At 39.5% G+C, this 22332-nt stretch carries 25 protein-coding genes and 1 pseudogene; 7 read left to right on the top strand and 19 right to left on the bottom strand.

Annotation, left to right across the window (positions count from 1 at the left end; genetic code table 11):
* Positions 1–10: 10 nt before the first annotated feature.
* Both ACFO3P_RS10305 and ACFO3P_RS10300 read right to left on the bottom strand, forming a co-directional pair.
* Complete coding sequence (locus ACFO3P_RS10305) at positions 11–436, bottom strand: DnaA N-terminal domain-containing protein (RefSeq protein ID WP_212928254.1); 426 nt, start codon at positions 434–436, stop codon at positions 11–13.
* Between the two features lie 23 nt (positions 437–459).
* The gene (locus ACFO3P_RS10300; RefSeq protein WP_042532902.1) at positions 460–915 is read right to left on the bottom strand and encodes an 8-oxo-dGTP diphosphatase; all 456 of its coding nucleotides are present in this window, start codon (positions 913–915) and stop codon (positions 460–462) included.
* A gap of 141 nt (positions 916–1056) precedes the next feature.
* Between ACFO3P_RS10300 and ACFO3P_RS10295 the strand changes: the two genes are divergently transcribed.
* Together ACFO3P_RS10295 and ACFO3P_RS10290 are read left to right on the top strand one after the other, a co-directional pair.
* Positions 1057–1692 (top strand): pentapeptide repeat-containing protein, encoded by a 636-nt coding sequence (locus tag ACFO3P_RS10295; RefSeq protein ID WP_042532900.1) that lies wholly within the window; start codon positions 1057–1059, stop codon positions 1690–1692.
* A 519-nt stretch (positions 1693–2211) separates the two neighbouring features.
* Entirely contained in the window at positions 2212–3144 is a 933-nt protein-coding gene (locus tag ACFO3P_RS10290) for an aldo/keto reductase (RefSeq protein WP_256705977.1), read from the top strand.
* 60 nt (positions 3145–3204) lie between these two features.
* Here ACFO3P_RS10290 and ACFO3P_RS10285 read toward each other — a convergent pair whose 3' ends face one another.
* The 7 genes and pseudogenes from ACFO3P_RS10285 to ACFO3P_RS10255 form a co-directional block, all read right to left on the bottom strand.
* A complete protein-coding gene (locus ACFO3P_RS10285) occupies positions 3205–4386 on the bottom strand; it encodes an aminotransferase (RefSeq protein ID WP_193064986.1) in 1182 nt (393 codons plus the stop codon).
* A complete protein-coding gene (locus ACFO3P_RS10280) occupies positions 4383–4877 on the bottom strand; it encodes an Lrp/AsnC family transcriptional regulator (protein WP_042532894.1) in 495 nt (164 codons plus the stop codon). Before ACFO3P_RS10280 ends, ACFO3P_RS10285 begins: the two co-directional genes overlap by 4 nt.
* A gap of 223 nt (positions 4878–5100) precedes the next feature.
* Entirely contained in the window at positions 5101–5727 is a 627-nt protein-coding gene (locus tag ACFO3P_RS10275) for a LysE family translocator (RefSeq protein WP_042532892.1), read from the bottom strand.
* A gap of 18 nt (positions 5728–5745) precedes the next feature.
* Entirely contained in the window at positions 5746–6168 is a 423-nt protein-coding gene (locus tag ACFO3P_RS10270; protein WP_042532890.1) for a DUF2000 domain-containing protein, read from the bottom strand.
* A pseudogene (locus tag ACFO3P_RS10265) lies at positions 6168–6996 on the bottom strand (AraC family ligand binding domain-containing protein). Before ACFO3P_RS10265 ends, ACFO3P_RS10270 begins: the two are co-directional and overlap by 1 nt.
* Before the next feature lie 127 nt (positions 6997–7123).
* A complete protein-coding gene (locus ACFO3P_RS10260; RefSeq protein WP_193064987.1) occupies positions 7124–7546 on the bottom strand; it encodes a disulfide oxidoreductase in 423 nt (140 codons plus the stop codon).
* A 1-nt stretch (position 7547) separates the two neighbouring features.
* On the bottom strand, positions 7548–8240 hold the full coding sequence (locus ACFO3P_RS10255; RefSeq protein WP_042532884.1) for a thioredoxin domain-containing protein: 693 nt from the start codon (positions 8238–8240) through the stop codon (positions 7548–7550).
* A 442-nt stretch (positions 8241–8682) separates the two neighbouring features.
* On the opposite strand from ACFO3P_RS10255, the gene ACFO3P_RS10250 reads away from it, so the two are divergent.
* A complete protein-coding gene (locus tag ACFO3P_RS10250) occupies positions 8683–8886 on the top strand; it encodes a helix-turn-helix transcriptional regulator (protein ID WP_042532882.1) in 204 nt (67 codons plus the stop codon).
* Between the two features lie 7 nt (positions 8887–8893).
* Positions 8894–9361: a DUF2178 domain-containing protein gene (locus ACFO3P_RS10245; RefSeq protein WP_052485013.1), complete on the top strand. Its 468-nt coding sequence runs from the start codon at positions 8894–8896 to the stop codon at positions 9359–9361.
* Between the two features lie 662 nt (positions 9362–10023).
* Here the strand turns inward: ACFO3P_RS10245 and ACFO3P_RS10240 are convergent.
* The 6 genes from ACFO3P_RS10240 to pgsB form a co-directional block, all read right to left on the bottom strand.
* On the bottom strand, positions 10024–10656 hold the full coding sequence (locus ACFO3P_RS10240; protein WP_193064988.1) for a LysE family translocator: 633 nt from the start codon (positions 10654–10656) through the stop codon (positions 10024–10026).
* Positions 10657–10959: 303 nt separating this feature from the next.
* A complete protein-coding gene (locus tag ACFO3P_RS10235; protein ID WP_042532880.1) occupies positions 10960–11259 on the bottom strand; it encodes a hypothetical protein in 300 nt (99 codons plus the stop codon).
* Between the two features lie 20 nt (positions 11260–11279).
* Positions 11280–12923, bottom strand: coding sequence for a gamma-glutamyltransferase family protein (locus ACFO3P_RS10230; RefSeq protein ID WP_193064989.1), 1644 nt, complete (start codon positions 12921–12923; stop codon positions 11280–11282).
* Entirely contained in the window at positions 12913–14076 is a 1164-nt protein-coding gene (locus ACFO3P_RS10225; protein ID WP_193064990.1) for a CapA family protein, read from the bottom strand. Before ACFO3P_RS10225 ends, ACFO3P_RS10230 begins: the two co-directional genes overlap by 11 nt.
* Before the next feature lie 11 nt (positions 14077–14087).
* Complete coding sequence (pgsC, locus tag ACFO3P_RS10220) at positions 14088–14537, bottom strand: poly-gamma-glutamate biosynthesis protein PgsC (protein WP_042532875.1); 450 nt, start codon at positions 14535–14537, stop codon at positions 14088–14090.
* Between the two features lie 12 nt (positions 14538–14549).
* Positions 14550–15725: a poly-gamma-glutamate synthase PgsB gene (gene pgsB, locus ACFO3P_RS10215; RefSeq protein WP_193064991.1), complete on the bottom strand. Its 1176-nt coding sequence runs from the start codon at positions 15723–15725 to the stop codon at positions 14550–14552.
* Between the two features lie 822 nt (positions 15726–16547).
* Between pgsB and ACFO3P_RS10210 the strand changes: the two genes are divergently transcribed.
* Entirely contained in the window at positions 16548–16982 is a 435-nt protein-coding gene (locus tag ACFO3P_RS10210) for a YndM family protein (RefSeq protein WP_042532871.1), read from the top strand.
* A gap of 115 nt (positions 16983–17097) precedes the next feature.
* Positions 17098–17664 (top strand): spore coat protein, encoded by a 567-nt coding sequence (locus ACFO3P_RS10205; RefSeq protein ID WP_193064992.1) that lies wholly within the window; start codon positions 17098–17100, stop codon positions 17662–17664.
* A gap of 60 nt (positions 17665–17724) precedes the next feature.
* Here the strand turns inward: ACFO3P_RS10205 and ACFO3P_RS10200 are convergent, their stop codons facing one another.
* The 3 genes from ACFO3P_RS10200 to ACFO3P_RS10190 all read right to left on the bottom strand — a co-directional run bounded on the left by ACFO3P_RS10200 (position 17725) and on the right by ACFO3P_RS10190 (position 19947).
* On the bottom strand, positions 17725–18273 hold the full coding sequence (locus ACFO3P_RS10200; RefSeq protein ID WP_042532867.1) for a GNAT family N-acetyltransferase: 549 nt from the start codon (positions 18271–18273) through the stop codon (positions 17725–17727).
* 4 nt (positions 18274–18277) lie between these two features.
* A complete protein-coding gene (locus tag ACFO3P_RS10195) occupies positions 18278–18883 on the bottom strand; it encodes a TetR/AcrR family transcriptional regulator (RefSeq protein WP_042532866.1) in 606 nt (201 codons plus the stop codon).
* Positions 18884–19092: 209 nt separating this feature from the next.
* Positions 19093–19947 carry an MBL fold metallo-hydrolase gene (locus tag ACFO3P_RS10190; RefSeq protein ID WP_193064993.1) on the bottom strand — a complete coding sequence of 285 codons (855 nt, stop codon included), beginning with the start codon at positions 19945–19947 and terminating at the stop codon, positions 19093–19095.
* Positions 19948–20204: 257 nt separating this feature from the next.
* Here ACFO3P_RS10190 and ACFO3P_RS10185 point away from each other — a divergent pair, with 257 nt between their 5' ends.
* Complete coding sequence (locus ACFO3P_RS10185) at positions 20205–20585, top strand: hypothetical protein (RefSeq protein WP_042532863.1); 381 nt, start codon at positions 20205–20207, stop codon at positions 20583–20585.
* Between the two features lie 126 nt (positions 20586–20711).
* Here the strand turns inward: ACFO3P_RS10185 and ACFO3P_RS10180 are convergent, their stop codons facing one another.
* On the bottom strand, positions 20712–22208 hold the full coding sequence (locus ACFO3P_RS10180; protein WP_042532862.1) for a DHA2 family efflux MFS transporter permease subunit: 1497 nt from the start codon (positions 22206–22208) through the stop codon (positions 20712–20714).
* Positions 22209–22332: the final 124 nt, after the last annotated feature.

Below are 22332 nucleotides of genomic sequence, written 5' to 3'. Positions count from 1 at the left end.
TTTTTAAACATCACTTCATCTGCTGCTCCAGCTTACTTATTTTTTCTTCCAGCAATGCAGCTCTTTCATCCAAGCGTTTCACATCGATCAGCCGCTGCACTTTCTCCTCCAGACGGTCTATCTTTGCCTCTAACCTGCTGATGCTGTCCGTTTCATATGAAAATGATTCTAAACGGGTAGTAGAAAAAATAGAGTCAGCATCCTTCTCCTCTACTGCAAAGCAGATAATATAATCTTCTCCCGTTACTTCTTTTACAGCCTCCCCAATCCGTTCACTATATTGAGTCTCCAGCCAATCAATCGTAAATTCATTCGCTGCAAATACTGTTAATTCATCTTCGTCCCATTCCACTGTTGTGTTTTTCAGCCATGTATCAAAACTTGGTTTAGATAAGTCACTGCTTAATTTTTCTAAAACTTTTCCCCATATATCCATATTGTCTTCCTCCCTCTATATAATTAAAATAAGACAACTTCTTTCTTTTCATTGCGCTGGTTATAATAGAACTCTGAAATCCTCTCATCTACAAATACCTTATACATCTCCATAAAATCAGGCGCTAATGGATAATCCGGCAATGCAGCTTTATCAATCCAAAAAACCTCTCCTTCATCCGAACTCTTTAATTCACCGGAAAAAGAATTTGTTTTATAAAGTAAAACGACATACCTTTCATCCTGGTTCGTCTGGAATTGCTTCGTTCCGCACAGCACTGGTTGTTTTATATGTAGGCCTGTCTCTTCCTCTACCTCCCGGACTACTGCATCATGGAATGACTCCTTTTTTTCAATATGCCCTCCGGGGAAAGTGATTCCCGGCCAGTTTTTATTTTGTCTGTCTTGAACCAGAATCTGTCCCTTTCCATTTTCAATCATGCACATATTGGTGAAAATTGCTGCTTCCGATCTCCCCATGCTGACTCCCCTTTTTCGTCTATATTTCCTTACTGTCTAGTATACCATTCTACAAATATCGTGAAAGAAAAATATGTTATGATGGAAAAAATGCAACAATAGAACGATAATGTAAAAGAGGCTAAGGAAAGAAGGTATAAAATGAAAATAGACATTCCAAAAATTTCTCCTGTATTAACTGAAAAAAGATTTACCGATATTTTTTTCGAAGAGGATCCGTTACTGGAAATGTGCGAAATCACTGGAGCAGAGTTTACCAATGAAGTGGTGGAGCGTGTACGGATTTATGATGCGGTCATCAAAAATTGCCAATTCAATCAGACAGACTTTGAAAATATAGAGCTGACAGATGTCCGATTTGAAAATTGTGATCTATCCAATGTAAATTTGACGAAATCTTCTATCCACCGCGTGGAGTTTATTCATTGCAAATTAGTCGGCTGTGAATTCCCGGAGTCATCCATCGGCAATGTCCGCTTTGATGATTCCACCTTAAATCTGGCTGCTTTTGGAAATGCCAAGCTCGAAAAGGTTATATTTAACGAATCCGTATTAACCAATGTCGATTTCTACAATTGTAAATTCAAAAAAATTGAATTTAACCGCTGCGATTTAAATGAAGCGAATTTTGAACAGACTACGCTGAAAGGAATCGATATCAGCTCTTCCAGCTTTGAAACATTGACCGTTTCATTAGAAAGTTTAAAAGGCTGTAAAGTTTCCTCTTATCAAGCGATTCAATTTGCTTCTCTGATTGGATTAGTTGTTAAAGAGTAAAAGAAAAAAGATACATTTGTTAGGATCAACACCGAAATCTATGGTTGGAAAATATAATTAAATATGATAAAAGCAACTAGCTAGCGGAGGAAATACACGGAGACTCCTGGTCGGCTAAGAACGGTCACGTCCTGTGACCAACGACCGACACTAGGACGTCCTGTCCGTCGTGGGAAAGCGCCATGGTCTTCGGCGGGGCGAGTAATCGCAGTCCCAGTCCCAGGGTGAAGACCCCGCAGAAAAAAAGCGTACTTCTTTTTTTCTACCCGCAGGGCATAAGTGCGACTATGCTTCTGTCTGCGCCTGTCGGCTTGCCAATCAGCAAGTCTTCTTTAAAGGAGATGAGCTCGGGGCCCATGGAAAGCGTAGTGTATTTCCGTAGTGGTCGCTTACAGCAACTTTATATCTACTATGTCACCCATAGATTTTGGTGAAGAGCCATTTGTTAATCTATGTTTAACTATCCTATTTTGTGGTATATTCATAATAGAGTAAATCAATCGGAAAAGGAGTTTTATAGTGGTTAAACATGTAAATTTAGGTAAATCAGATGTTTCTGTACATCCTATCGGCTTAGGAACCAATGCAGTAGGAGGCCATAACATTTATCCGGATATGCTGGATGAAGAACAAGGAAAAGACGTTGTCCGCACAGCACTGGATAATGGGATTAATATGCTGGATACAGCATTTATTTATGGACCGAAGCGCTCGGAAGAATTAGTTGGAGAGGTTATTCAAGAATATAAGCGTGAGAATATCGTGCTGGCAACGAAGGCAGCGCATAAATTTGTCGGCAACGATACGGTAATGGACAATTCACCGGCATTTTTAAAGCAATCTGTTGACGACGCGTTGAAGCGTACACAGACAGATTATATTGATTTGTTTTATATCCATTTCCCTGATGAAGACACGCCGAAAGCAGAAGCTGTCGGTGCTTTAAAAGAGTTAAAAGATCAAGGAAAAATCCGCTCCATCGGTGTTTCCAATTTTACGCCAGAGCAATTGAAGGACGCAAACCAGGACGGTTATGTAGACGTGTTGCAGGCAGAATATAACCTGTTAAATCGTGATGCTGAAAAAGACTTTTTCCCTTATACTGCGGAAAATAACATCACATTTATTCCTTACTTCCCATTGGAATCTGGTTTATTAGCTGGAAAATATGATAAGAACACCACTTTTTCTGATTTACGGGCAGAAAAACCAAATTTCCAAGGGCAGCAGTTCTTAGATAACCTGGAAAAAGTAAATCAGGTAAGAAAAATTGCGGATAAATACGGAGAAGAGGTTGCTCATATTGTTCTGGCCTGGTATTTCTCTCAAGACTCAGTTGATGTGATTATTCCTGGCGCAAAACGCCCAGAACAGGTGTTAAGCAACAAAAGAGCTGCTGAGATTTCATTATCTGAAGATGATATTCAAAAAATCAGCAATATCTTTGCTTAATCCTTTAAAGATAAAAACCCGCGTATTGTTTTAAATGAAAAACAATACGCGGGTTTTTGATTACAAATATTTACTAACAAAACGATTCATTCGCTTCGTAGCTTCCTGCAGGTTTTCCATCGAAGTCGCATAGGAGCAACGGATGTGCCCCTCTCCGCCAGCACCAAAGATATCCCCCGGCACCACAGCAACATGCTCTTCATATAATAATTTCTCCGCAAATTCTTCAGAGGATAATCCCGTCGCTTTAATAGACGGAAATGCATAAAACGCGCCTCCAGGCATATGGCAGGCTAAGCCCATCTCTGCGAAAGACTCTACAAAAAATCCGCGTCTCTGTTTATAAGACTGCGTCATTCTTTCCACATCGTCCATCCCGCTCTTCAAAGCCTCTAACGCTCCATACTGTGCCATTGTCGGTGCGCACATTAAGCTGTATTGATGCAGCTTCAGCATTGCCGCCAATAAATCAGGTGGTGCCATCACAAAGCCTAAGCGCCAGCCTGTCATTGCAAAAGCTTTAGAAAATCCGGAAATTAAAATCGTTCTCTCCTTCATCCCATCCAGCGCCGCAAAGCTGACATGCTTGTGATCATAGCTTAATTCTGCATAAATCTCATCAGAAAAGACAATCAAATCATGCTCTTCTGCTAACGTTGCTATTTCCTGTAAATCTTCTTTTAACATCACTGCACCAGTAGGGTTATTCGGGAAACTGATCATTAACGCCTTTGTTTTTTCTGTGAGCACCGCCCGAATCTGTTCCGCGGAGACTTTAAAATCATCTTCTATTTTTGTTCCTACCGAAACCGGCACACCTCCTGCCATGGATACAAGCGGCGCATAGGATACAAATCCAGGCTCGACAATAATGACTTCATCCCCCGGATCTAGAATAGCACGGCAGCCAATATCGATTGCTTCACTTGCCCCGACAGTTACAAGCACCTCTGTTTCCGGATCATAATCCACTTCAAAGCGCTGGTCCATATATTTTGTTATTTCCTGTCTTAATTCAAGTACACCGGCATTCGCTGAATAAGCAGTAAATCCCCTTTCCATCGATGAAATACTTGCCTCACGAATATTCCATGGTGTTGTAAAATCAGGCTCTCCGACACCTAAAGAAATAATATTATCCATCGAAGAAGCTAAGTCAAAAAATCTTCGGATGCCGGATGGCTTAATATCCTGGATACGTGATGATAAACGATTTTTCGTTTTTACACTTACTTGACTCATGGTGTCACCACAATTCTGCGATCTTCTTCGCCTTCTTCAAAAATAATTCCGTCGTGCTTATACTTCTTCAACTGAAAATGGGTTGTCGTTGAAATCACAGAATCGATGGATGAGAGTTTTTCTGAAACAAAGCGGGCAATCTCCTGCATCGTCTTTCCTTCAATCACTACCTGAAGATCGTATGCACCGGACATAAGGTATAAGGCCTGCACCTCAGAAAAGCGATAAATACGCTCTGCAACCTCATCAAATCCCACGCCGCGTTTTGGAGTTACCTTCACATCGATCATCGCTGTTACCTGTTCAGCCTGTGGCACCTTGCTCCAATCCACCACTGCAGAATAGTTTAAGATAACCTTCATTTTCTCTAATTTTTTTAAAATCGTTTGAATTTCTTCTTCACTTATATTTGTCATTTTCGCTAATGTATTGTAATCAATTCGCGCATCTTCTTCTATAATTCTCAAAATTTCTAATTCTTTTTCTGTCATTCTCCTTTGACTCCTTTACCATTTCTGTCCAATATCCAATCTCGTGTCTGGATTATATTCCATCATAACATATTCGACAGGATAAATTCATTTCTGTCCCCAAATATTTTAAATCTTTTGTTTTGTATATATCAAGCATTTCTATTTTTTGGAGATGAAATCGCAAACACATTAAAATCTGGAAGTCTATCAAAGGAAAATCTCTCTTTCTGCAGAAAAAGTTCTAAATAACCAGCTTTACGCCAAAACCCATTAATAGCAGCCCGGCACATTTTTGAAAAACCTTTTGAAATCCAGGCTTTTTCAGCCAACGCTTCATCGTATCTAAAAAATAAACCAGCATAAAAAACCAGCCTGACGCTATCAGCGTTAAGATACATCCAAGAAAAATCAGCTGCTGATTGACGTTCCCGCTTATATCTATAAATTGCGGCATAAAAGTGATGTATACTACAACCGTTTTCGGATTCAATATATTACTGATGGCCCCCTGAAAAAAAGAATCTTTATAATAAGGTTTTGCTGTTTTCCTATTATCATTTTTCTCTGATACAGCTTCCATAGAGAAAGTATCTCTTGAAAAGAAAGCACGGATACCCAAGTAAATGAGATAAGCAGCTCCAAGATATTTAATGATATTGAAAAGAAAAACTGACTGGGCAATCACAACAGACAGTCCAAAGACAGCAATCATGGTCCAGAAGGTGAGTCCAAATGCTATCCCGAGTATGGTAGCACAGCCAGCCTTTGCACCATAACGGAAGGTATTTTTCATCACCAATACCGTATCAGTCCCCGGCAGCATGGACATTATCAACGCCATCAGGATATATGCCAGTAAATTATCCATCCCACATGTTCCTTTCAGCTATCTTAGTAACGCAAGACTGCCTGTTAATTGATTCACTTTTTTCTTTTCTCCATAGATCCCCAGTCCATAATACAGATAATCTGATTTCGATTTCTCCTGAAGCTTTGCTATGTATTCCACATACGTTTTACAGCTTTGCGCTGCATTGGAAAAATCAACAACAGTCAGGTCAGCAAACGTCTCTGTCATTGTTTTATCTCTTAATTCATGAAGCAGTCCGGCATTTCCCTTTAAAATAGGAATAGGTGTTTTTACAATTCCTGCATGCTCCACACCAGATAAATCCGTTACATTCTCCCCTGCCATTTCAGGGGCTTCCTTTCCAAGTGTGACCCCGAGAATAGCTGCCGTATTGGCAATTAATCCTAAAGGCAGATTTTCATCGATAACAAGTACACATTTCGTTTCCATCGAATGCATTATATCTCTCCGTTCCGTTCAAAAATCTTCATATATTGCTTCGGTGTTAATCCAATCATGCTCTTAAAAAACCTGGTCAAATGGCTTTGATCACTGAACCCCGTCAGGAAAGCTACTTCAATCGGCTTCACTCCTTGTTCTAACAGCCTTTTTGCATGATTCACCCGAATTGTTTCCAAATAGCTGTAAGGAGAAATTCCCTTTTGTCTGGTAAAGGACCGCAATAAATAATATTTACTCCATCCTGTTAAACCGCTTAACGCTTGTAATGAAATTTTTTCAGCATAATGCTTTTCTAAATAATTGCTGATTTCCTGCACCTTTTGGGAGGATTCCACTTCTTTTTGCGGGATTGCCAGATCTGAATTTATCTCAATAAGCTCTTCCACTAAATAGAGAAACAGCTCTTCTTTTGGGAATGCATCCTCTCCCTCCGTCATTTTTAGATGAAGGTCTTTTAAAGCAGATGCTACTTCATTCTTATACAAAACATTTTCTTTAAAACGTGGAAGAACCTCCTCTCCCTTCATTTCAAACACAGCTTTCTTCATCACTTCCGCTTTTACATTAATACAGCGGTAATCCAATGTTCCTCCATCTACCTGCTCACAGCTGTGGGTATCGTACGGGTTGAAAATAAGTACATCGCCCGGCTGAATAACATATTCTTCTCCCTGGCAGATTAACTCCCGCTCTCCCTCCTCGATAAAGCCAATTACATAGTAATCATGAAAATGCGCCGGAAACTTTTGTGGTGATTCCTTTAAAACGATATGCTTCCGCTTCTAAATCCGGATCTAAATAAATCGTTCGCGTTTCATCTGCCATGCTCACTGCTCCCTCCTTGCACCTCTTTACCTTCTTCTAAACTAACAAATCATCTCTGTATTTTCTTGTATGATATTGCGCTTTTTCACATAAAACAGCCGCCGAAAAATTTTCCGGCGGCTGTTTCTTACTTTTTATTCGATTTCATAAGCAGCATAAAAATAATAATTAGAGTGAAAGCAGTGAAAGCTAAAAATGGTATCGTCATAAAACCGAACCAATTAATATATTCTGCATTACAAGGCACACCGCCAACACATGGCTTTAACGGGGCAAACCCCGGTACTTTTTGCTGAAGATAATGATACAGCGAAATACACCAGCCGATAATGGCAATGGGCAGTACATACTTTTTGATTGTAAATTCCTGCTTGAACGTAGCTACTCCAAGGATAAATGCCAAAGGATACATTGCAATCCGCTGATACCAGCATAATTCACACGGTATAAACCCTTTTATTTCACTAAAATAAAGACTTCCTAAGGTGGCTACTAAAGAAACGACCCAGGCAAAATACATATATAGCTGTCTCATATCCAGTTTATTCATCTTATTCACCTAACGCTTCGTCAATAGCTGCTTGGATAACCTCGTAATCAAACGTATCGTCATCCTCTATCTTAACATTATTAACCATAATCGTCGGCGTTGATTCCACTTCATACTGATTTCTTAAATTATCATCTATTACAAGTTCATCCATAAGTGGATTATTTTCTACATCCTCCGCCAACGCCTCTTCAATATCTTCCATTAATGCTTCCGTATCAATTCCCTCAACCCCATCAGCAATTTCCTCTATTTTATCGTTGGTTACCCATGTGGCTTGCTGATTTTCTGGCTGGTCATCAAACAGAGCATGATGGAAATCCCAATACGCATCAGGGTTCTGCACATAGACAGCTTCTGCAGCTAATGAAGCTAATCGTGACTCTTCTCCATGGAACAATATATTGACATATGAAAATTGCACGTCTCCATTATCTATATAGTCCGCTTCCAATTGTGGAAAAATAGTTTCGTCCCATGCTTTACACCCAGGGCATTTATAATCTCCAAATTCGACGACAGTTACTGGAGCGTCTGAGTCTCCATAGATTGGCTGTCCTTCTGTGGAAGGTGCTTCATCAAATTCCCTTCCAAAAGATTCTGAGTCCCGGTTTACGAGCACAACCAGTAACACCAACAGCGCAACAACAATTAATGTTATCGTTACGATTACTTTTAATGGCGATTTTTTCATATAAACATCTCTCCTATCTAGGTAAATATAACATAAAAATGTCATTTTGCTCAGCCTGAAATTACAAAAAGTAACTTTGTAACAAAAATTTAAATACAGTACCAATATACATTATTTTTTGCAGTCGTACACCTATTTGATTGTCACTTTTATGACAATATCAAATCATCTTCGTTTTGTCTAACCTTGCAATTAAAATGTTTATAAAAAAAGTACTCTATACGAGGCAAGAAGATCAAGCATCCTGTCATTTGCTAGAATTTTGAACTCCCTCTTAAAAGATAGAAAATCGATACATAAAGTAAAACTATATCAGCACGAACAAATAAGCTGTTTTATTGCAATAAAGACACATTAAAAATGTGAAGTTGACTTCTCATTTTTCTTTTGATAACATAAAATGAGAAGTCAACTTCACATCACTAAAGAGAAGAGAGATGTCATGATCGTTATCAATAAGGTGCAGACATTTAGAAAGCAAAAAAAGATGACACAGGAAGCGTTGGCAAATAAGGTCAATGTATCCAGAAAAACGATTGTTTCTTTGGAAAAGGGCAATTATACGCCTTCTTTATTGTTGGCATTACAGATAGCAAAAGTACTGGAAACAGATATTAACGTTATTTTTTATTTAGATGAGGAGTGATCCTGCTATGAAGAAAATTATATTTGAACAAACGGGGAATATCATTATGATATTGCTCCTGACCTTGGGAATGATACAAACGGTTCTAACTGCTACTGTAAATAAAGGCCCTTTTTCTTTTTCCTTTGAATTCGGCATTTTTTGGTTTTTATTTTTAGGCTGGCTAGTTATTTTTGGCATTGCCCGATTTTGGTACGGGAAGAAAAAGCATAATGAAGGCTATAGCACTCGAAAAGGAGAATTCAGCACGCAAGATGAACGGGAGGAGTTAATCTCCAAAAAAGCCAGTCTGATTACCTTTAAAATGCTGATCTCCTTATGGATTGTTCTTCTTTTTCTGTGCTTCGGAGTCGGTTTGTTCGTTACAGATATCAAAACCTTTCAAACCATGGTTATCGGCATGCTGGGAGGCAGTCTTATTATAGGGTTTCTCTCGTATCTGACTGTCTGGATAATACTTGATTCAAAGGATTAATCTGCAAGCCACATGCAATGTCATAAGATAACTATTGTTATAAGCGTTTTTATACAATTGGCAGACCTGTAATTTTGAAATCCTAAGAAAAACCGAGAATACTGCTTGGTCTTTAAAACATCTGTGTTCTCGCCGAAGAGATGTCCGCTCCGGGAAGTGGCTTTCCGTGGGCAACGGCTTAGCCTCCTCGAAAGAAAAGCCCTTTCTGCGGGATCTTCACCTGTTGCTTTTCCCGCAGGAGTCGACTTCCCTCCGCTTCCATCTAAGAAGAAATATGTATCATTTGATTTCTTACAAAAAATTGAAGCTAATTCTAGAGACGGTTTTGATGGGCGAGTAATCGCTATCCCAGGGGGAAGACCCCGCAGAAAAGAGCGTACTTCTTTTTATACCCTCGGGGCATAAGTGCGACTATGCTTCTGTCTGCGCCTGTCGGCAAGTCTTCTTTAAAGGAGATGATCTCGGGGTCCATGGAAAGTGGAATATATTTTTACTCACCCCCATGAACCCCGTTGGAGCGGCTATATTCAGCATTTTTATATACTTTCCTATTCTTAAAAAAAGAAAGCCTGTGAATCAAAAATGACTTTCTTTACGATGCAATTCAGCTTTAAGTACAATAATTCCGCTATCTATATAGTTTAATTAGGTCAGCCGCTGACTTAAATCCTATCGGTTATAACCTTAAAAAATTCATAAACAAAATACCCGGAAAAACCAATTAGTACGATACCGGCAATAATAGAAAATCCTTTGATCATTGCCCGGTTCATTACTTTCCGCGTTGTAGCTACAATCGCCAGCAAACCGATATCATGCAGTAAAATTCCTGTTAAAATCCCAGCAGCAATAAGTAAGAAATTGGATGGCTGCTCTGGATTATATGTGTTACTTAAAACAGCTCCAAAAACACTCAGCCAAAATACAACGTTTCCTGGCGAAATAGCCACAAGGAATCCATTTCGGTAGGAGGAGCGTATGGATTTAGCCGGTTTTTCCCCTGCCAATGTAATATCATTATCAGCATTTTTAATCGATTCATAACCAATCAGAAATAAAAAGACTGCGCCAATCAGCCACATAGGGATTTGTATAAAAGGTAATTGCAGAATAGATGCTAAACCTAAATAAAGCGCAGCAATCAAAACAAAATCGATTGTCATTCCGCCTAACCCCACAGCCCAGCCATGCATAAACCCATTTTTAAGCCCCTGCTTTATCATTTCAACGGTAATCGCTCCCACTGGCATTGCAATAGCAAGTCCTGCTATCACATATGTAAAAAATAATGCCATATCATTCGTTCCTCCCAAAAAGAAAATATTTTCTATCATACTATAAAACACAATAAATGTATATCTATACATTTCCTTTTATATTTATTCTTTCCGAAAAGGCGAAAAACTGCTTTCTGATGGTAAATATAAGTTAACACTCTCTGAATATCCTTTTAAAGAAAAAAAGATATAATTTATTAACACCCACCTTCTGATTGCCCGAATAAACCTCACTTTTAAAATACATAAAACGAATATGATGAATTACTCATTGCGCATATAAAAAAGAGGTTCAATATATGAACCTCTTTTTCTATCATTTTATTCCTCAGCTTCAGAAGTGTCCGTATTGTTATCTTCATTTTGCTCATCATCTTGTTCTTCTTCATTTTGCTCTTCATCATTTTCGTCATTATTTGCGTTGGCAACGTTATTTTCAGCCTGTTCTTCTTCCGGAGCATCAGCAGACTCGGAATCTGCCGCTTCAGCATCCGCAACATAATTTCGAATTTGATATCGTTCTGTGTCAGACAGGTCGTCCCATTGTTTGTAATTGGTCATGAATGTTAAAGCAAGAACAAGCAGCAAAATTGGCGTAATGCCAGTTATTATTTTCTTCACTTTACCTTCCTCCTGTTAGATTAATCATTGACTTGCACTATACCGTTTCTCCGGTTATCTGCCACACCATAAATAGAATTAGATTCATCATCGATAACAAGTGCCTGAATTCCTCCATAAAAATCGTGTTCCGTTTGATTGTAGATTTCATAGCCTCGGGCCCTCAGACCTGATTGAATATCGGTATCTAACTCGCCTTCTGTGAAAATATCATTATCTTCAATATAGAATCTATCATCCTCGACGGCATCTTCAAGTGTTTCATCAAACATCAAATATTTTACGAGCACTTGTGTCATTACCATCGGTATCCTTTTACCGCCTGGCGAGCCAATACCAATCATCCGGTCACCATTTGTCAAAATGGTTGGACTCGTGAAGCTTCTTGGTGTTTTTCCTGGCTCAATACTATTTAATGATTCATCCCTTTGACTGAAGTTTTCCATTTGATTATTCATGAAAAACCCGCCTACATCGTCACCGGAGCCAAAGAAATTCCCTAAGGTATGCGTTGCTGATACCATTGTACCATCTCGATCGACAATGACAAAATGTGTCGTATTATCGTGGTCTTCTTCATCGGATACCGAATCATTCACTTCATAGTCCTCGGATAATTCATCGAGTGAAATCGTGTCGGCCATCTGCTGTGTATGCTCAGGTGATGTCAGTTCATCAGCAGACATGGCGTCCGTAAAGAATCTGTCCCCCACATTTTCAACACGGTCATCATAGGACCGTTTGGAAATTTCTCCAATCAGATGCATATAATCTCTTTGATTATTCTCCGTCGACCCGATATTTAACTGCTCTGCCATTTGCAGAGACTGAATCAATGTAACCCCTGCTAACGGAGGCGGCGCAGAATATACATCATATCCGGCAAAGGTGCCATGCGCAGCTTCGGTTGTTTCTGCAGTATAACTGCTTAAATCTTCTGCTGTTAATGTTTCCTCATGTTCTAAGATTTGATCTGCAATTGGTCCATTATAAAAAGCATCTGCTCCGCCTTCCTGAATTTGCTGTAATGTTTCCGCTAATTCAGGCTGTACCAATGTATCGCCTGCTTCTAATATGTCATTATCCGGGAAAAATTGTTCCAGCTCTGGAACATTCATCCGGTAAGAGCCTTTACTAAGCCTGTCTACCAAATGGCCGTCAACTTGAAATCCTTCCTCCGCATAGTCAATTGCCGGCTGGATCAAGTCCTGCATGTCCATCGTACCTAAATCCTTATTGAGATCCTCCATCCCCCTTACTAAACCTGGAATAGCAAAGGTTTCCGGTTCTACACCTGATTCTGGTGCCGTTTCACGGTACTCATAAACGGTAGGCTCCTCTGCATCATGCGGGTAGACCAGCATCTCTCCGCCGCCGCCGATGCCTGAACCATAGGGCTCTACAACGCCAAGCACGTAGGAAACGACTACTGCCGCATCTGCTGCGTTCCCGCCTTCTTCCAATACTTTATTCCCTGCTTCTACTGCTAATGGATGCGAAGCGCTCACACCATATCCTTCTGACGAATTGATTGTCTCCGATTGTTCGACACCATAATCAGTCGTTGTCGTATCCGATTCAAACATTCCTTGCTGAGCATAAACAAATACCAGCCCTGCTACGACAATAACTCCCAGTATAATCATAAGTTTTTTATTGCCCATTATCAAAACTCCTTCCTTCTAAAACATCAGAATGATCCACTTCCAGAATCAGCTTCCCATCTTCTTTTTCAAAATTCTCTTCCGGCTGATTATTCATTAATTGCATATGAATTTTCATTTGATTGTATTTGTTTTCTGTTACATAAGGCTGTGCTCCATCTATACGCAGCGGCGTAATCTCAAACCTGCCTGTCCCGTCGCTTAATAGATCATACTGTACAATCGCACTATCCTTTGTCCTGGACCAGCCCTGGTCAAAAACAAAGTTGCCAAGCCCGTAAAAAATAACACCATCTTTATATTTTTCCACTTCTGATAACACGTGCGAGTGATGTCCAATAATAGCATCTGCGCCGGCATCAATCATTGCCCTTGCTAACTCGGTCTGTCTCGGGTGCGGCTGATTATCATATTCAACCCCCCAATGCATGTTCACAAAAACAAGGTCTGCTTCCTGCTTCGCTTCTTCAATCATTGGGAAAATATTATCCGGCAACGAACGGGCTACGCCTGCCCGGTAACCGAGCGCTGAGAAGCCCTCTACAAGCGCATCTGTATAACCAAGTGTTGCAATTCTTATTCCATTCACGTCCTGATAATCAACAGCAGTTGCTTCTTCTACATTTTCCCCGGCACCAACATGGGCTAAACCTGCACTATCAAGTGCCGAAATCGTATCAGTCAGTCCTTCTGCGCCATAATCCATCATATGGTTATTAGCCAGATTGAGCATGGTAAAATTCATTTCTGCTAAAGCTTGAGCTGCCTCTTCACCCGTATGTAGATGAATTCGTTTATCTATTTGCTCATAATTATCTTCATCTTGCAATAAAATCGGATTCTCAAAATTACCAGACACATAATCCGCATTGTCAAAGAAAGGCTTCACTTTTTCAAATGGATAGGTTACTCCGTATCTCTCTGTCACATCTTCCACGTGACGGCCAAACATGATGTCACCGACAAAAGTAGCTGTCAGCTCTGAATCATCTCTGCTGTCAACCTGTGCTACATCTGGTGAAAAGAAGATTTTATGTCCGATAATGAAGACAACAACAATAGCTAAACCGATGGCTACATGTTTACCGGCAGATTTTTTATGACGTTTCCCCATCCGTAATATTTTTTCTTGATATGTTAATTTTTTAGACATATTAACCCTTCCTATATGATGTAATAAACGCTTAAAATAACAAAAGTAAGTCCACCTAATAGAAGCGAACTTCCGATAGTAATAATGGCTCCTTGTTTTTGAATGGTATTGGCGATAAGACCGGGTACAATAACCCCAATCCCTCTAAACTCCAATATTTCAAACGGGAGCACCGGATAGGTATAATCGAGGAGCAGCTTCAACACAATCCCTACGGATAACATAGCAGCAAATTTTCTGCGTCCATAGAGCAGGACAATGCGTGAAAGTCCGTATGTCACAATAACATATGTTAAAAGACTGATACCAAAAATAACGGCAATAAAGATAGGCTGGTCAAAAACCAGTGCTAAATATCCAGGCACAACCAGTCCAGCCGGGACAATGCCGGTTTTCTCTGAAAAAAGTAAGCTTAGAATAACTCCAAGCACGAGTGCAATATATAAATCTGAGCCAAACATTCTATGATCCTCCTATTTCTCTGTTTCTGTGCCGGCATGGAATTTTTCAACTAATGGTTCGGCAGCACCGTGGATATTCCCTATTCCATAAATCATATTATCTGAAGATATCTCGATTAATGTTTCATAGATTTCATCCGTTGATTTCCCTTGAAGATCCATTACTTGATTAACTTCCAGTTTGCCAGATTTCACAGCATTCTTAATCGGGTCGGCCTTCTCCCCAATCAATACAAGCACATGCATCGGCAGGTGCGGCAATACATCATCCACAAATTGAATGGTCCGGTCCACACGGTCTGCCCGGCAGTTCATTACGATAATCGGGTTCTTCGCCGGATACCCTAATGACGCTACATTCTTCCAAATGTTAATGGTAGAAACAGAGTCATTGGCCGCAAAACCGTTAACGAAATAAGTTTCGGAACCTTCATGGCTCACCTGCTTAATCCACATCGCGCCCGGATCCGGCTGCGCCTTAAGCATTCCGCGAAATGCTGTTTCTTCATCAATATCCAATGCTTCCGCAACTGCTAAAGCGAGCGAAGCATTTTCCGGGAAAATCATATAATCGAATTTGCGTAAATATGCATCCGGAATTTTGCTGTTATCGGCCACAATCACTTTCGTGTTTCTTTTCGCTGCTTCTTGTTTAAAATACTCTACATAAGGACCTTCAGAGATAATTAAATGCCCATTATGCGGAATCGTCGCTGTAAAGGCTTCGGCAATCTCATCTAATGTCGGTCCCATCACGTCCATATGGTCTTCCAGCACATTAACAATTACACCAATATTCGCTTGGAGCAGCTTCTCCTGAAAAACAATTTGATAATCCGGGTTAACCGCCATACACTCACTTACCAACGCCTCGGCGCCCAAATCGGCTGCTTTTTTCACAACGATTTTCTGTTCACGGATATTCGGACCCTCAGGACGTCGGACAATAGGCTCTTCCTCCGGCGTATTCCAGTAAATCATCCTTGCTGAAGTACCAGTCGTTTTCCCGATGGTCTTATACCCCGCTTCTTTAATAATACCTGTAATCAGCCGCGTTACTGTTGATTTCCCACGGATTCCATTCACATTCACCCGAATCGGCAAAGCATTCACATGCTTTTTATGCGAATTCCACTCCATGATACCGATAACCAGTACAATAACGAGCACAATTGGAATCAATAACATAACTATACCCTTCCTTTATCATTCATCAAATCATGAAAATCGCAGAATTTCATTTCGCAATCATCAGCTGTCATGTTTAGACACACTTTGACAACACGTTAGACATTTTAACAAAAAAAATAAGTGTTACTAGGAAAAATCCTTTTTTTTATTCTATTTGTAATCTGCGTGACTAAACTGACTTTCAAATGTAATGTATTGTAATTTTATAAAATTTATGTCGATTACTCCTGCTATTTTTCAAGACTTTCTAATCTATTATATCAATTTTTATAGCATTGTCGTTTTTCAAATCCCTTCTTACACTTTATTCGCAGAAAAAAGTAATACAGGAGAATTTATCCAGTTGATGCACTGACCATAAGATGACCTTGATGAAAGCACACGCACGAAAACCGATATCGAATCATTCACATAATCAAAACCGTTATATAGCAGGAGTCTGCCGGTCTATAGTTTTCAATTCCAACAAAATTAATATTCCGATAATCAGCAAGTCGATAATTGTAAAAGAAGGGGTACTAAAAAATCAAAAAATGACGCATCAAAGTTAAGAAAATTCCGCCAAAAATGACAGCGTACAAAATGAATTGGTTTAATATACCACGTTCGAGCGAATTCTAAACCAACTGAATCACAATAAAAGAAACACTTTGACTGAGACAAATAAGCTGTACTTGTTATGAAATATACCGAGTTACTGCATAAACACTAGGATTAGAGAGCAAAATACAGTTATTAATAAAGGCGAACTTCATTGAGCAGGAGATTTTTTCTGATGAATGAGACTCTGATAATAAAAATGGAAAGGAAGGTGATTAGATGAAATACGTTTTAGCATTCTTCATTAAATTAGTTCTGACAACAGGAATATTATGGGTCACTTTAGGTTTGCTTTTTCAAATTTCTTTCAGCAGCTTGATGATAACCAGTTTGATTTTAACTGCCGTTGCATTTGCAGGTGATATGCTGATTCTTCCCAGAATAGGGAGCATAGCAGCTGCAGTAGGTGATTTTGCACTTGCTTATATCGGCATCTGGGGAATTGGCGCTTTACTGTATGACAATGCACTTTCTGTGGATGGAGCGGCATTAATAGCTGCTTTTCTAATTACAATAAGTGAACTTTTTTATCATCGATATTTGCGTAATTTTGTGTTTGATCATGTAGATGGAGAGGAGAACCACATTAATTCGGATAGCTTGCAAACAGAAGTAAGTGAAGAATTTTATGCTAAAAAAGACAAAAACAAATAAAAAACTATGTCGGCCTTATCATTTTTGCAAGTTTTTCCCGTCAACGCCTGAAAGTATAAATTAAGTCTAACGGCAAAGCATAAGAGAAATAGGAAAATAATAAGGAGTGATTCCCATGAAGTTAGCCTCTCATGAATTACATGAGCTAAGCGAGCTGATTGCAGGGTGTTATAATACAATATCTTGCATGGCAGGCTTTATTAATCAAGCCCAAGACCCTGAATTGAAGGAATTATTACAAAGGCACTTCCCGTTACATGTACAAGACTATAATCTAAAAGTAGAATTTGTTCAAAGCGAAACAACACCGGATATTACAAAATTTCAGCCTGCTCAAATAAATCCGATGTTAGCATCCTACACGCAGGCTCCCATTTCAGAATTTCCTGCTGCAACGCCGCGAACAGAAGTACAGCAGCATACCGACCGTGAAATTGCTACAGCTTATCTGCTTAATCAGAAGAGTTCTGCAAAAAATTATGGTAATGCTTCTGTAGAATGCGCTAACCCGGATTTAAGAACGTTTTTGGAACATGCCTTTTTGAACAGCAATCACCATGCTTACGAGGTTTGGCAGTATATGACAAAAAAAGGCTATTACCCATTAATGGCCGCACCGGATTATGCTATTCAGACGATAGCTTCTATCTACCAGCCAGTTGAGCAGCCGCCTCAATTATAAAAACAATTAAAAACCAGGAGCAGACTTCCAGTTTCTCGCTCCTGATTTTTTAACGAACGGCTACACTATCTTTTTTCTCTCAAAATACTCTCTTTGCAAAATTCCCATATGAATCATATCGTACCACTTCCCGTCCCGAAATAGAGCCTCTCTGCTTTTCCCTTCCAATTCAAAACCAAGCTTCTTATATAGATGAATTGCCCGCTGATTAAAGGAAAACACCCGTAAGGATATCCGGTGCAGATTCAGTTCAAGAAAAGCATAATCAAGCAGCAATTCCATCCCTTCTGCCCCGTAGCCCTTTCCCCAATATGCTTTCTCACCAATATCAATAATACATTCTGCGTTCCGGTTTTTATGATCCATGTGAATGAGAGAGACAATCCCAATAGCCGTATCCTTTTGCTTATCAACCATCATATACCCTTTTGACGTGTCCGATTTTAAAATAGCATACTCTACAAAATCCTCGGTAGCTTTTATTGGATATACATCTAAAGCAGGACTGGTTGAATGCATGACCTCTACATCATTTCTCCATTTATGATAAAGCTCTGTATCCTCTTTGGTCATCTTTCTCAATCTAAGCCTTGCAGATTCAAATAACATGCAATCACTCCTTATATAGTAATTTTTCCAAAGTAAAGCACAGAATGGATAATTGTTCCTGTACTTTTGTTTGTTTCATCCCCAGCTGAAAAGTATCGAGCATCAGTCCATTCAAAAAAGAAATCATATATCTGGAAATTCGCTCTGGTGACTGCTGCAGCTGAAATTCTTTCTTTTGTTCGCCAAGCATCAGTACTTCTTCTATCGCTTCTGTTATTTCATCGTAACGCTGGGATACATAAGAAAAATCATCTTTATGCTGTTGCGAGGTTAAAAAGAATTCGGCTTTTGCCTGAAGCAAAGACTGATTGATATTTTCAATAACCTGCTGCTGCATTTCCAGCCATCGCTGAATCTGCGGCCAAATCTGTTCGTCATTTGAGACTTCAAAAAACGCCACATCTTTTTGGTCGTCTTCTCTCAACACTTCCAAAAAAACATGCTCCAGATTATTAAAATAACGGTACATTGCTCCCCTTGATATACCTGCTTCATCCATGATATCCTGCATCGATGTTTGCACATAACCTTTCTTGATAAAGACCTTTTTCGCAGCTTGAACCAAGTTCCTTATCTTTTCTTCCTTATAAGCCTCACTTACTTTAGGCATCGAATCACCTCGGTTACAATCATTAAAATATACAACAGTGTCGTTTATTTTATTATAACGACACTGTTGTATATTTTCAAATTCGAGCTATACTGCTTTTTGTTCAGCCAGAAAGATGGCGTGATCATATAAAAAGATTGCTGAATTATATAATCCAGCAACCTTTTTTTAATAACCGTATTTCATTCTCTAATTAGCCCTCTGCGCTATTACTGTTCATCGTCCACATATCTCCCGAAATCAGGAACAGCTGTCTGATCAAATGTTTTTACTAATTTCTTCAGTCCTTCAGACAGTTCCTCCTCGTACATCGGTTCTCCGTGCCCCGTTATTGCTATTGCTGGTTTTAAGGCTTCCAGCGTTTGAACCGATTTCTTTGCTGCTTCCCAATCTGTTGTAAAATATCTCGGCGGTCCGTGTATTTCTCTGTCCTGTACCATTACTTTATATAAGGAATCCTGTTTCACAGTAATAAAAGCATCTCCAGCAATCAGTATTCGATCGGATTCTCTATATAAGGAAATATGTCCCGGAGAGTGTCCTGGGGTGTGTATCCATTTCCAGCCAGGCATCTCCGGCACACTTCCATCAGCCGGAAGCTCCGCTATACTGCTTCCAATGTCAATGGGCTCATTAGGAAACATGGAAGAAGCTTTAGCAACCAGCCCGCCCTCCACACTCGGATCCGGCTCGGGATAACTCTTTTTTCCAGTCAGGAATGGAAGCTCCAGCTTATGGGCGTAGACAGGGACATTCCAATGCTTCACTAAATTAACCAGTCCCCCTACATGATCAAAATGACCATGTGTTAAAATAATTGCTTTTGGCCTGCTGTTCTTGCCGAAGCGTTCCTCTGTCACAGCCATAATTTTATCCGCTGATTTCGGCATACCCGCGTCAATCAACACAAAGCTTTTTGTTTCTGGATCTTGCACGAAACAAATATTAACAATTTGGATAGTATGACAATAGATGTCTGACAAAACTTCTGTACCTGCACCGCTGTTCACAGACGTGGCCGGAATATATTTATAATCCGCTCCGTAAGAAAGGTTCTGATCCATTTTTTATCTCCTCCTAATATGTCATCATTTGAATGAATATATAGATACCTTTCCTTTGCATTACATTTTTATCCCTTTTGGTGAAAGATTTTTACATTTTTTCTGGATAAAGGTTTATAGCAGTCCTGCTGGGCAATGCGTTTTAATAATTATTTTCTCTGCTAAGATTTTCCATTATTTAACAAAAATCAACCGAGGCTGAACCATCGAATTTTTTAAAAAATATGTTATATTAAAACAGAGAAAGGAGTTTTACCATGTCTAAAAAGATTTTGATGATTGCTCTGACATTATTGAGTGCAATCGTCTGTATTTTATTAGCTGCGCGGCAGCCGACAGGTCCCAATACCATTTCCTATGATGATCTTGGCGGTTTATTTATTTCCATAGGGATGGTCGTCGTGTTATTTTTACCGCCCCTTCTTTTATCATTCTTCCATCATGTGGTGGTAAGAACTATTTCAGCAATTTATCAAGCCTTGATTGCCATTTCTTTTACCGGGCTTATTTTGGGAAGCTTTTTTGCATCGACGGGTGCGGCCGTTACGATTACAGCAATCATCGGAACGATTTTAAGTATTACAAGTATTTTTGTAACCCTTTATGCAGGAAAAACAAAAAATACATATAGCTTCTAAAATGGATTGGATAATTATCTTATCCATTTTTTTATGACGAAAATTCTTTTATATTAAGAAACATTTTTTCCTAAATAAAACCAGGGTGCTGTTCATTTTTCGAACAGCACCCTGGTTTTATTTAGATTATGCTTTTTCCTGTACAAGATTATCCTGTTGCAACTCTGGATTTTCCTCCTGCGTTGTTCTGCCGCGTTTAATAAAGAATGATAAAATCAACCCGATAACTGCAAATACCGTAGATACCATAAAGGCATCATTGATTCCCTGAACTTGCGCAAGGTTAGCTGCATGCAGCATATCCTGCTGGTTTGCAGGATTAAAATGGTTATCTGCAATAATACCTTCTATACTGTTTTTAGCCTGGTTCGTCATAACTGTTACTAAAAATGCCGTACCTATGGCTCCTGCTACAGAACGGACTGTGTTAACCATAGCCGTGCCATGCGGATGAAGCCTTTGCGGCAGCTGATTTAATCCAGCCGTCATAATAGGCATCATAATCATAGACATGCCGAACATACGAATGGTGTAAATGACAATCAGGTACGAATAGCTTGTTGTATCGGTAAGCTGTGTAAATAAATAGGTTGTTACGACAGTTATCGCTAAACCGAAAACAGCAAGCGGACGTGCACCAATTCGATCAAACACCTTACCAGTGATCGGCGACATAATCCCCATTACTACCGCTCCCGGCATCAACATCAAACCGGAGTTCATCGGGCTGACACCTAAGACATTTTGTAAATATAGCGGAATCAGCAGCATTGGAGCAAACATAGCTACCGTAATTGCTATATTAATCACCGTGGTCAGAGAAAAAATACGGTCCTTGAACACTCGGAAATCCAACATAGGGACATCTGCCTTTAATTCACGTAACACAAATAAAATTAATCCAACAAAGCCGACAACTAATCCTGTGATTACTGTTGCATCTGTCCATCCGTTTGTACCCGCTGTACTGAAGCCGTATAAAATACCGCCAAACCCAAGGGTAGATAGAATAACTGCTATCACATCAATATCCGGGAAGGTCTGTTTTGTAACATTTTTCAAGAAAATAGCTCCAAGAATAATTGTTAAAACAGCAATTGGGAAAATGATATAGAATAGTAATCTCCATGAGTAATGTTCTACTACAAAACCGGATAACGTCGGACCGACCGCTGGCGCGAAGATAATCGCAATACCAATAATCCCCATCGCTCCTCCGCGTTTTTCAACCGGAAACAGTGCCAGAACCACGGTTGTTAATAGCGGCATTATAATCCCTGCGCCGACTGCCTGAATAATACGTCCCGCCATCAATATAGGGAAATCTGGTGCAATCCCGCAAATTAATGTTCCCAGCGCAAATAAGCTAATTGCTGTTAAAAACAGCTGTCTTGTTGAAAATTTCTCCATTAAAAATGCCGTAATCGGAATAAGCACCCCATTAACCAGCATAAACCCTGTCGTAATCCATTGTGCTGTACTTTCTACAATATCTAAATCCTCCATTATTGAAGGCAATGCTACATTCATCAATGTCTGATTCAAGAGCGATACAAATGCGCCCAAAATGATAACAGCAAGAATGGGCCCCTTTTTTATATTGTTCATTGTTGATTCAGCCATAATACTTTCTCATCTCCTATTTCTTTTACAATTCTTTTTTCAACTAATTCCAGTCATTGATCTGGAAGATACAGCTTCACTTATTCCGCATCACAAAAGAAAAAGAATGTTAAAAAAATCACAT

It is taken from the genome of Oceanobacillus aidingensis (assembly GCF_042654105.1).
GTDB classification, from domain to species: domain Bacteria; phylum Bacillota; class Bacilli; order Bacillales; family Amphibacillaceae; genus Oceanobacillus; species Oceanobacillus oncorhynchi.
The sequence above is the reverse complement of the archived record's forward strand: the minus strand, read 5'-3'. Positions and strand labels throughout refer to the sequence as shown.

Bases quoted from the DNA above. Each gene is read 5' to 3' on its own strand.
- ACFO3P_RS10305 (WP_212928254.1), bottom strand. From the start codon at position 436: ATGGATATATGGGGAAAAGTTTTAGAAAAATTAAGCAGTGACTTATCT.
- ACFO3P_RS10300 (WP_042532902.1), bottom strand. From the start codon at position 915: ATGGGGAGATCGGAAGCAGCAATTTTCACCAATATGTGCATGATTGAA.
- ACFO3P_RS10295 (WP_042532900.1), top strand. From the start codon at position 1,057: ATGAAAATAGACATTCCAAAAATTTCTCCTGTATTAACTGAAAAAAGA.
- ACFO3P_RS10285 (WP_193064986.1), bottom strand. From the start codon at position 4,386: ATGAGTCAAGTAAGTGTAAAAACGAAAAATCGTTTATCATCACGTATC.
- ACFO3P_RS10280 (WP_042532894.1), bottom strand. From the start codon at position 4,877: ATGACAGAAAAAGAATTAGAAATTTTGAGAATTATAGAAGAAGATGCG.
- ACFO3P_RS10275 (WP_042532892.1), bottom strand. From the start codon at position 5,727: ATGGATAATTTACTGGCATATATCCTGATGGCGTTGATAATGTCCATG.
- ACFO3P_RS10270 (WP_042532890.1), bottom strand. From the start codon at position 6,168: ATGCATTCGATGGAAACGAAATGTGTACTTGTTATCGATGAAAATCTG.
- ACFO3P_RS10260 (WP_193064987.1), bottom strand. From the start codon at position 7,546: ATGAATAAACTGGATATGAGACAGCTATATATGTATTTTGCCTGGGTC.
- ACFO3P_RS10255 (WP_042532884.1), bottom strand. From the start codon at position 8,240: ATGAAAAAATCGCCATTAAAAGTAATCGTAACGATAACATTAATTGTT.
- ACFO3P_RS10250 (WP_042532882.1), top strand. From the start codon at position 8,683: ATGATCGTTATCAATAAGGTGCAGACATTTAGAAAGCAAAAAAAGATG.
- ACFO3P_RS10245 (WP_052485013.1), top strand. From the start codon at position 8,894: ATGAAGAAAATTATATTTGAACAAACGGGGAATATCATTATGATATTG.
- ACFO3P_RS10240 (WP_193064988.1), bottom strand. From the start codon at position 10,656: ATGGCATTATTTTTTACATATGTGATAGCAGGACTTGCTATTGCAATG.
- ACFO3P_RS10230 (WP_193064989.1), bottom strand. From the start codon at position 12,923: ATGGGCAATAAAAAACTTATGATTATACTGGGAGTTATTGTCGTAGCA.
- ACFO3P_RS10225 (WP_193064990.1), bottom strand. From the start codon at position 14,076: ATGTCTAAAAAATTAACATATCAAGAAAAAATATTACGGATGGGGAAA.
- pgsC (WP_042532875.1), bottom strand. From the start codon at position 14,537: ATGTTTGGCTCAGATTTATATATTGCACTCGTGCTTGGAGTTATTCTA.
- pgsB (WP_193064991.1), bottom strand. From the start codon at position 15,725: ATGTTATTGATTCCAATTGTGCTCGTTATTGTACTGGTTATCGGTATC.
- ACFO3P_RS10210 (WP_042532871.1), top strand. From the start codon at position 16,548: ATGAAATACGTTTTAGCATTCTTCATTAAATTAGTTCTGACAACAGGA.
- ACFO3P_RS10205 (WP_193064992.1), top strand. From the start codon at position 17,098: ATGAAGTTAGCCTCTCATGAATTACATGAGCTAAGCGAGCTGATTGCA.
- ACFO3P_RS10200 (WP_042532867.1), bottom strand. From the start codon at position 18,273: ATGTTATTTGAATCTGCAAGGCTTAGATTGAGAAAGATGACCAAAGAG.
- ACFO3P_RS10195 (WP_042532866.1), bottom strand. From the start codon at position 18,883: ATGCCTAAAGTAAGTGAGGCTTATAAGGAAGAAAAGATAAGGAACTTG.
- ACFO3P_RS10190 (WP_193064993.1), bottom strand. From the start codon at position 19,947: ATGGATCAGAACCTTTCTTACGGAGCGGATTATAAATATATTCCGGCC.
- ACFO3P_RS10185 (WP_042532863.1), top strand. From the start codon at position 20,205: ATGTCTAAAAAGATTTTGATGATTGCTCTGACATTATTGAGTGCAATC.
- ACFO3P_RS10180 (WP_042532862.1), bottom strand. From the start codon at position 22,208: ATGGCTGAATCAACAATGAACAATATAAAAAAGGGGCCCATTCTTGCT.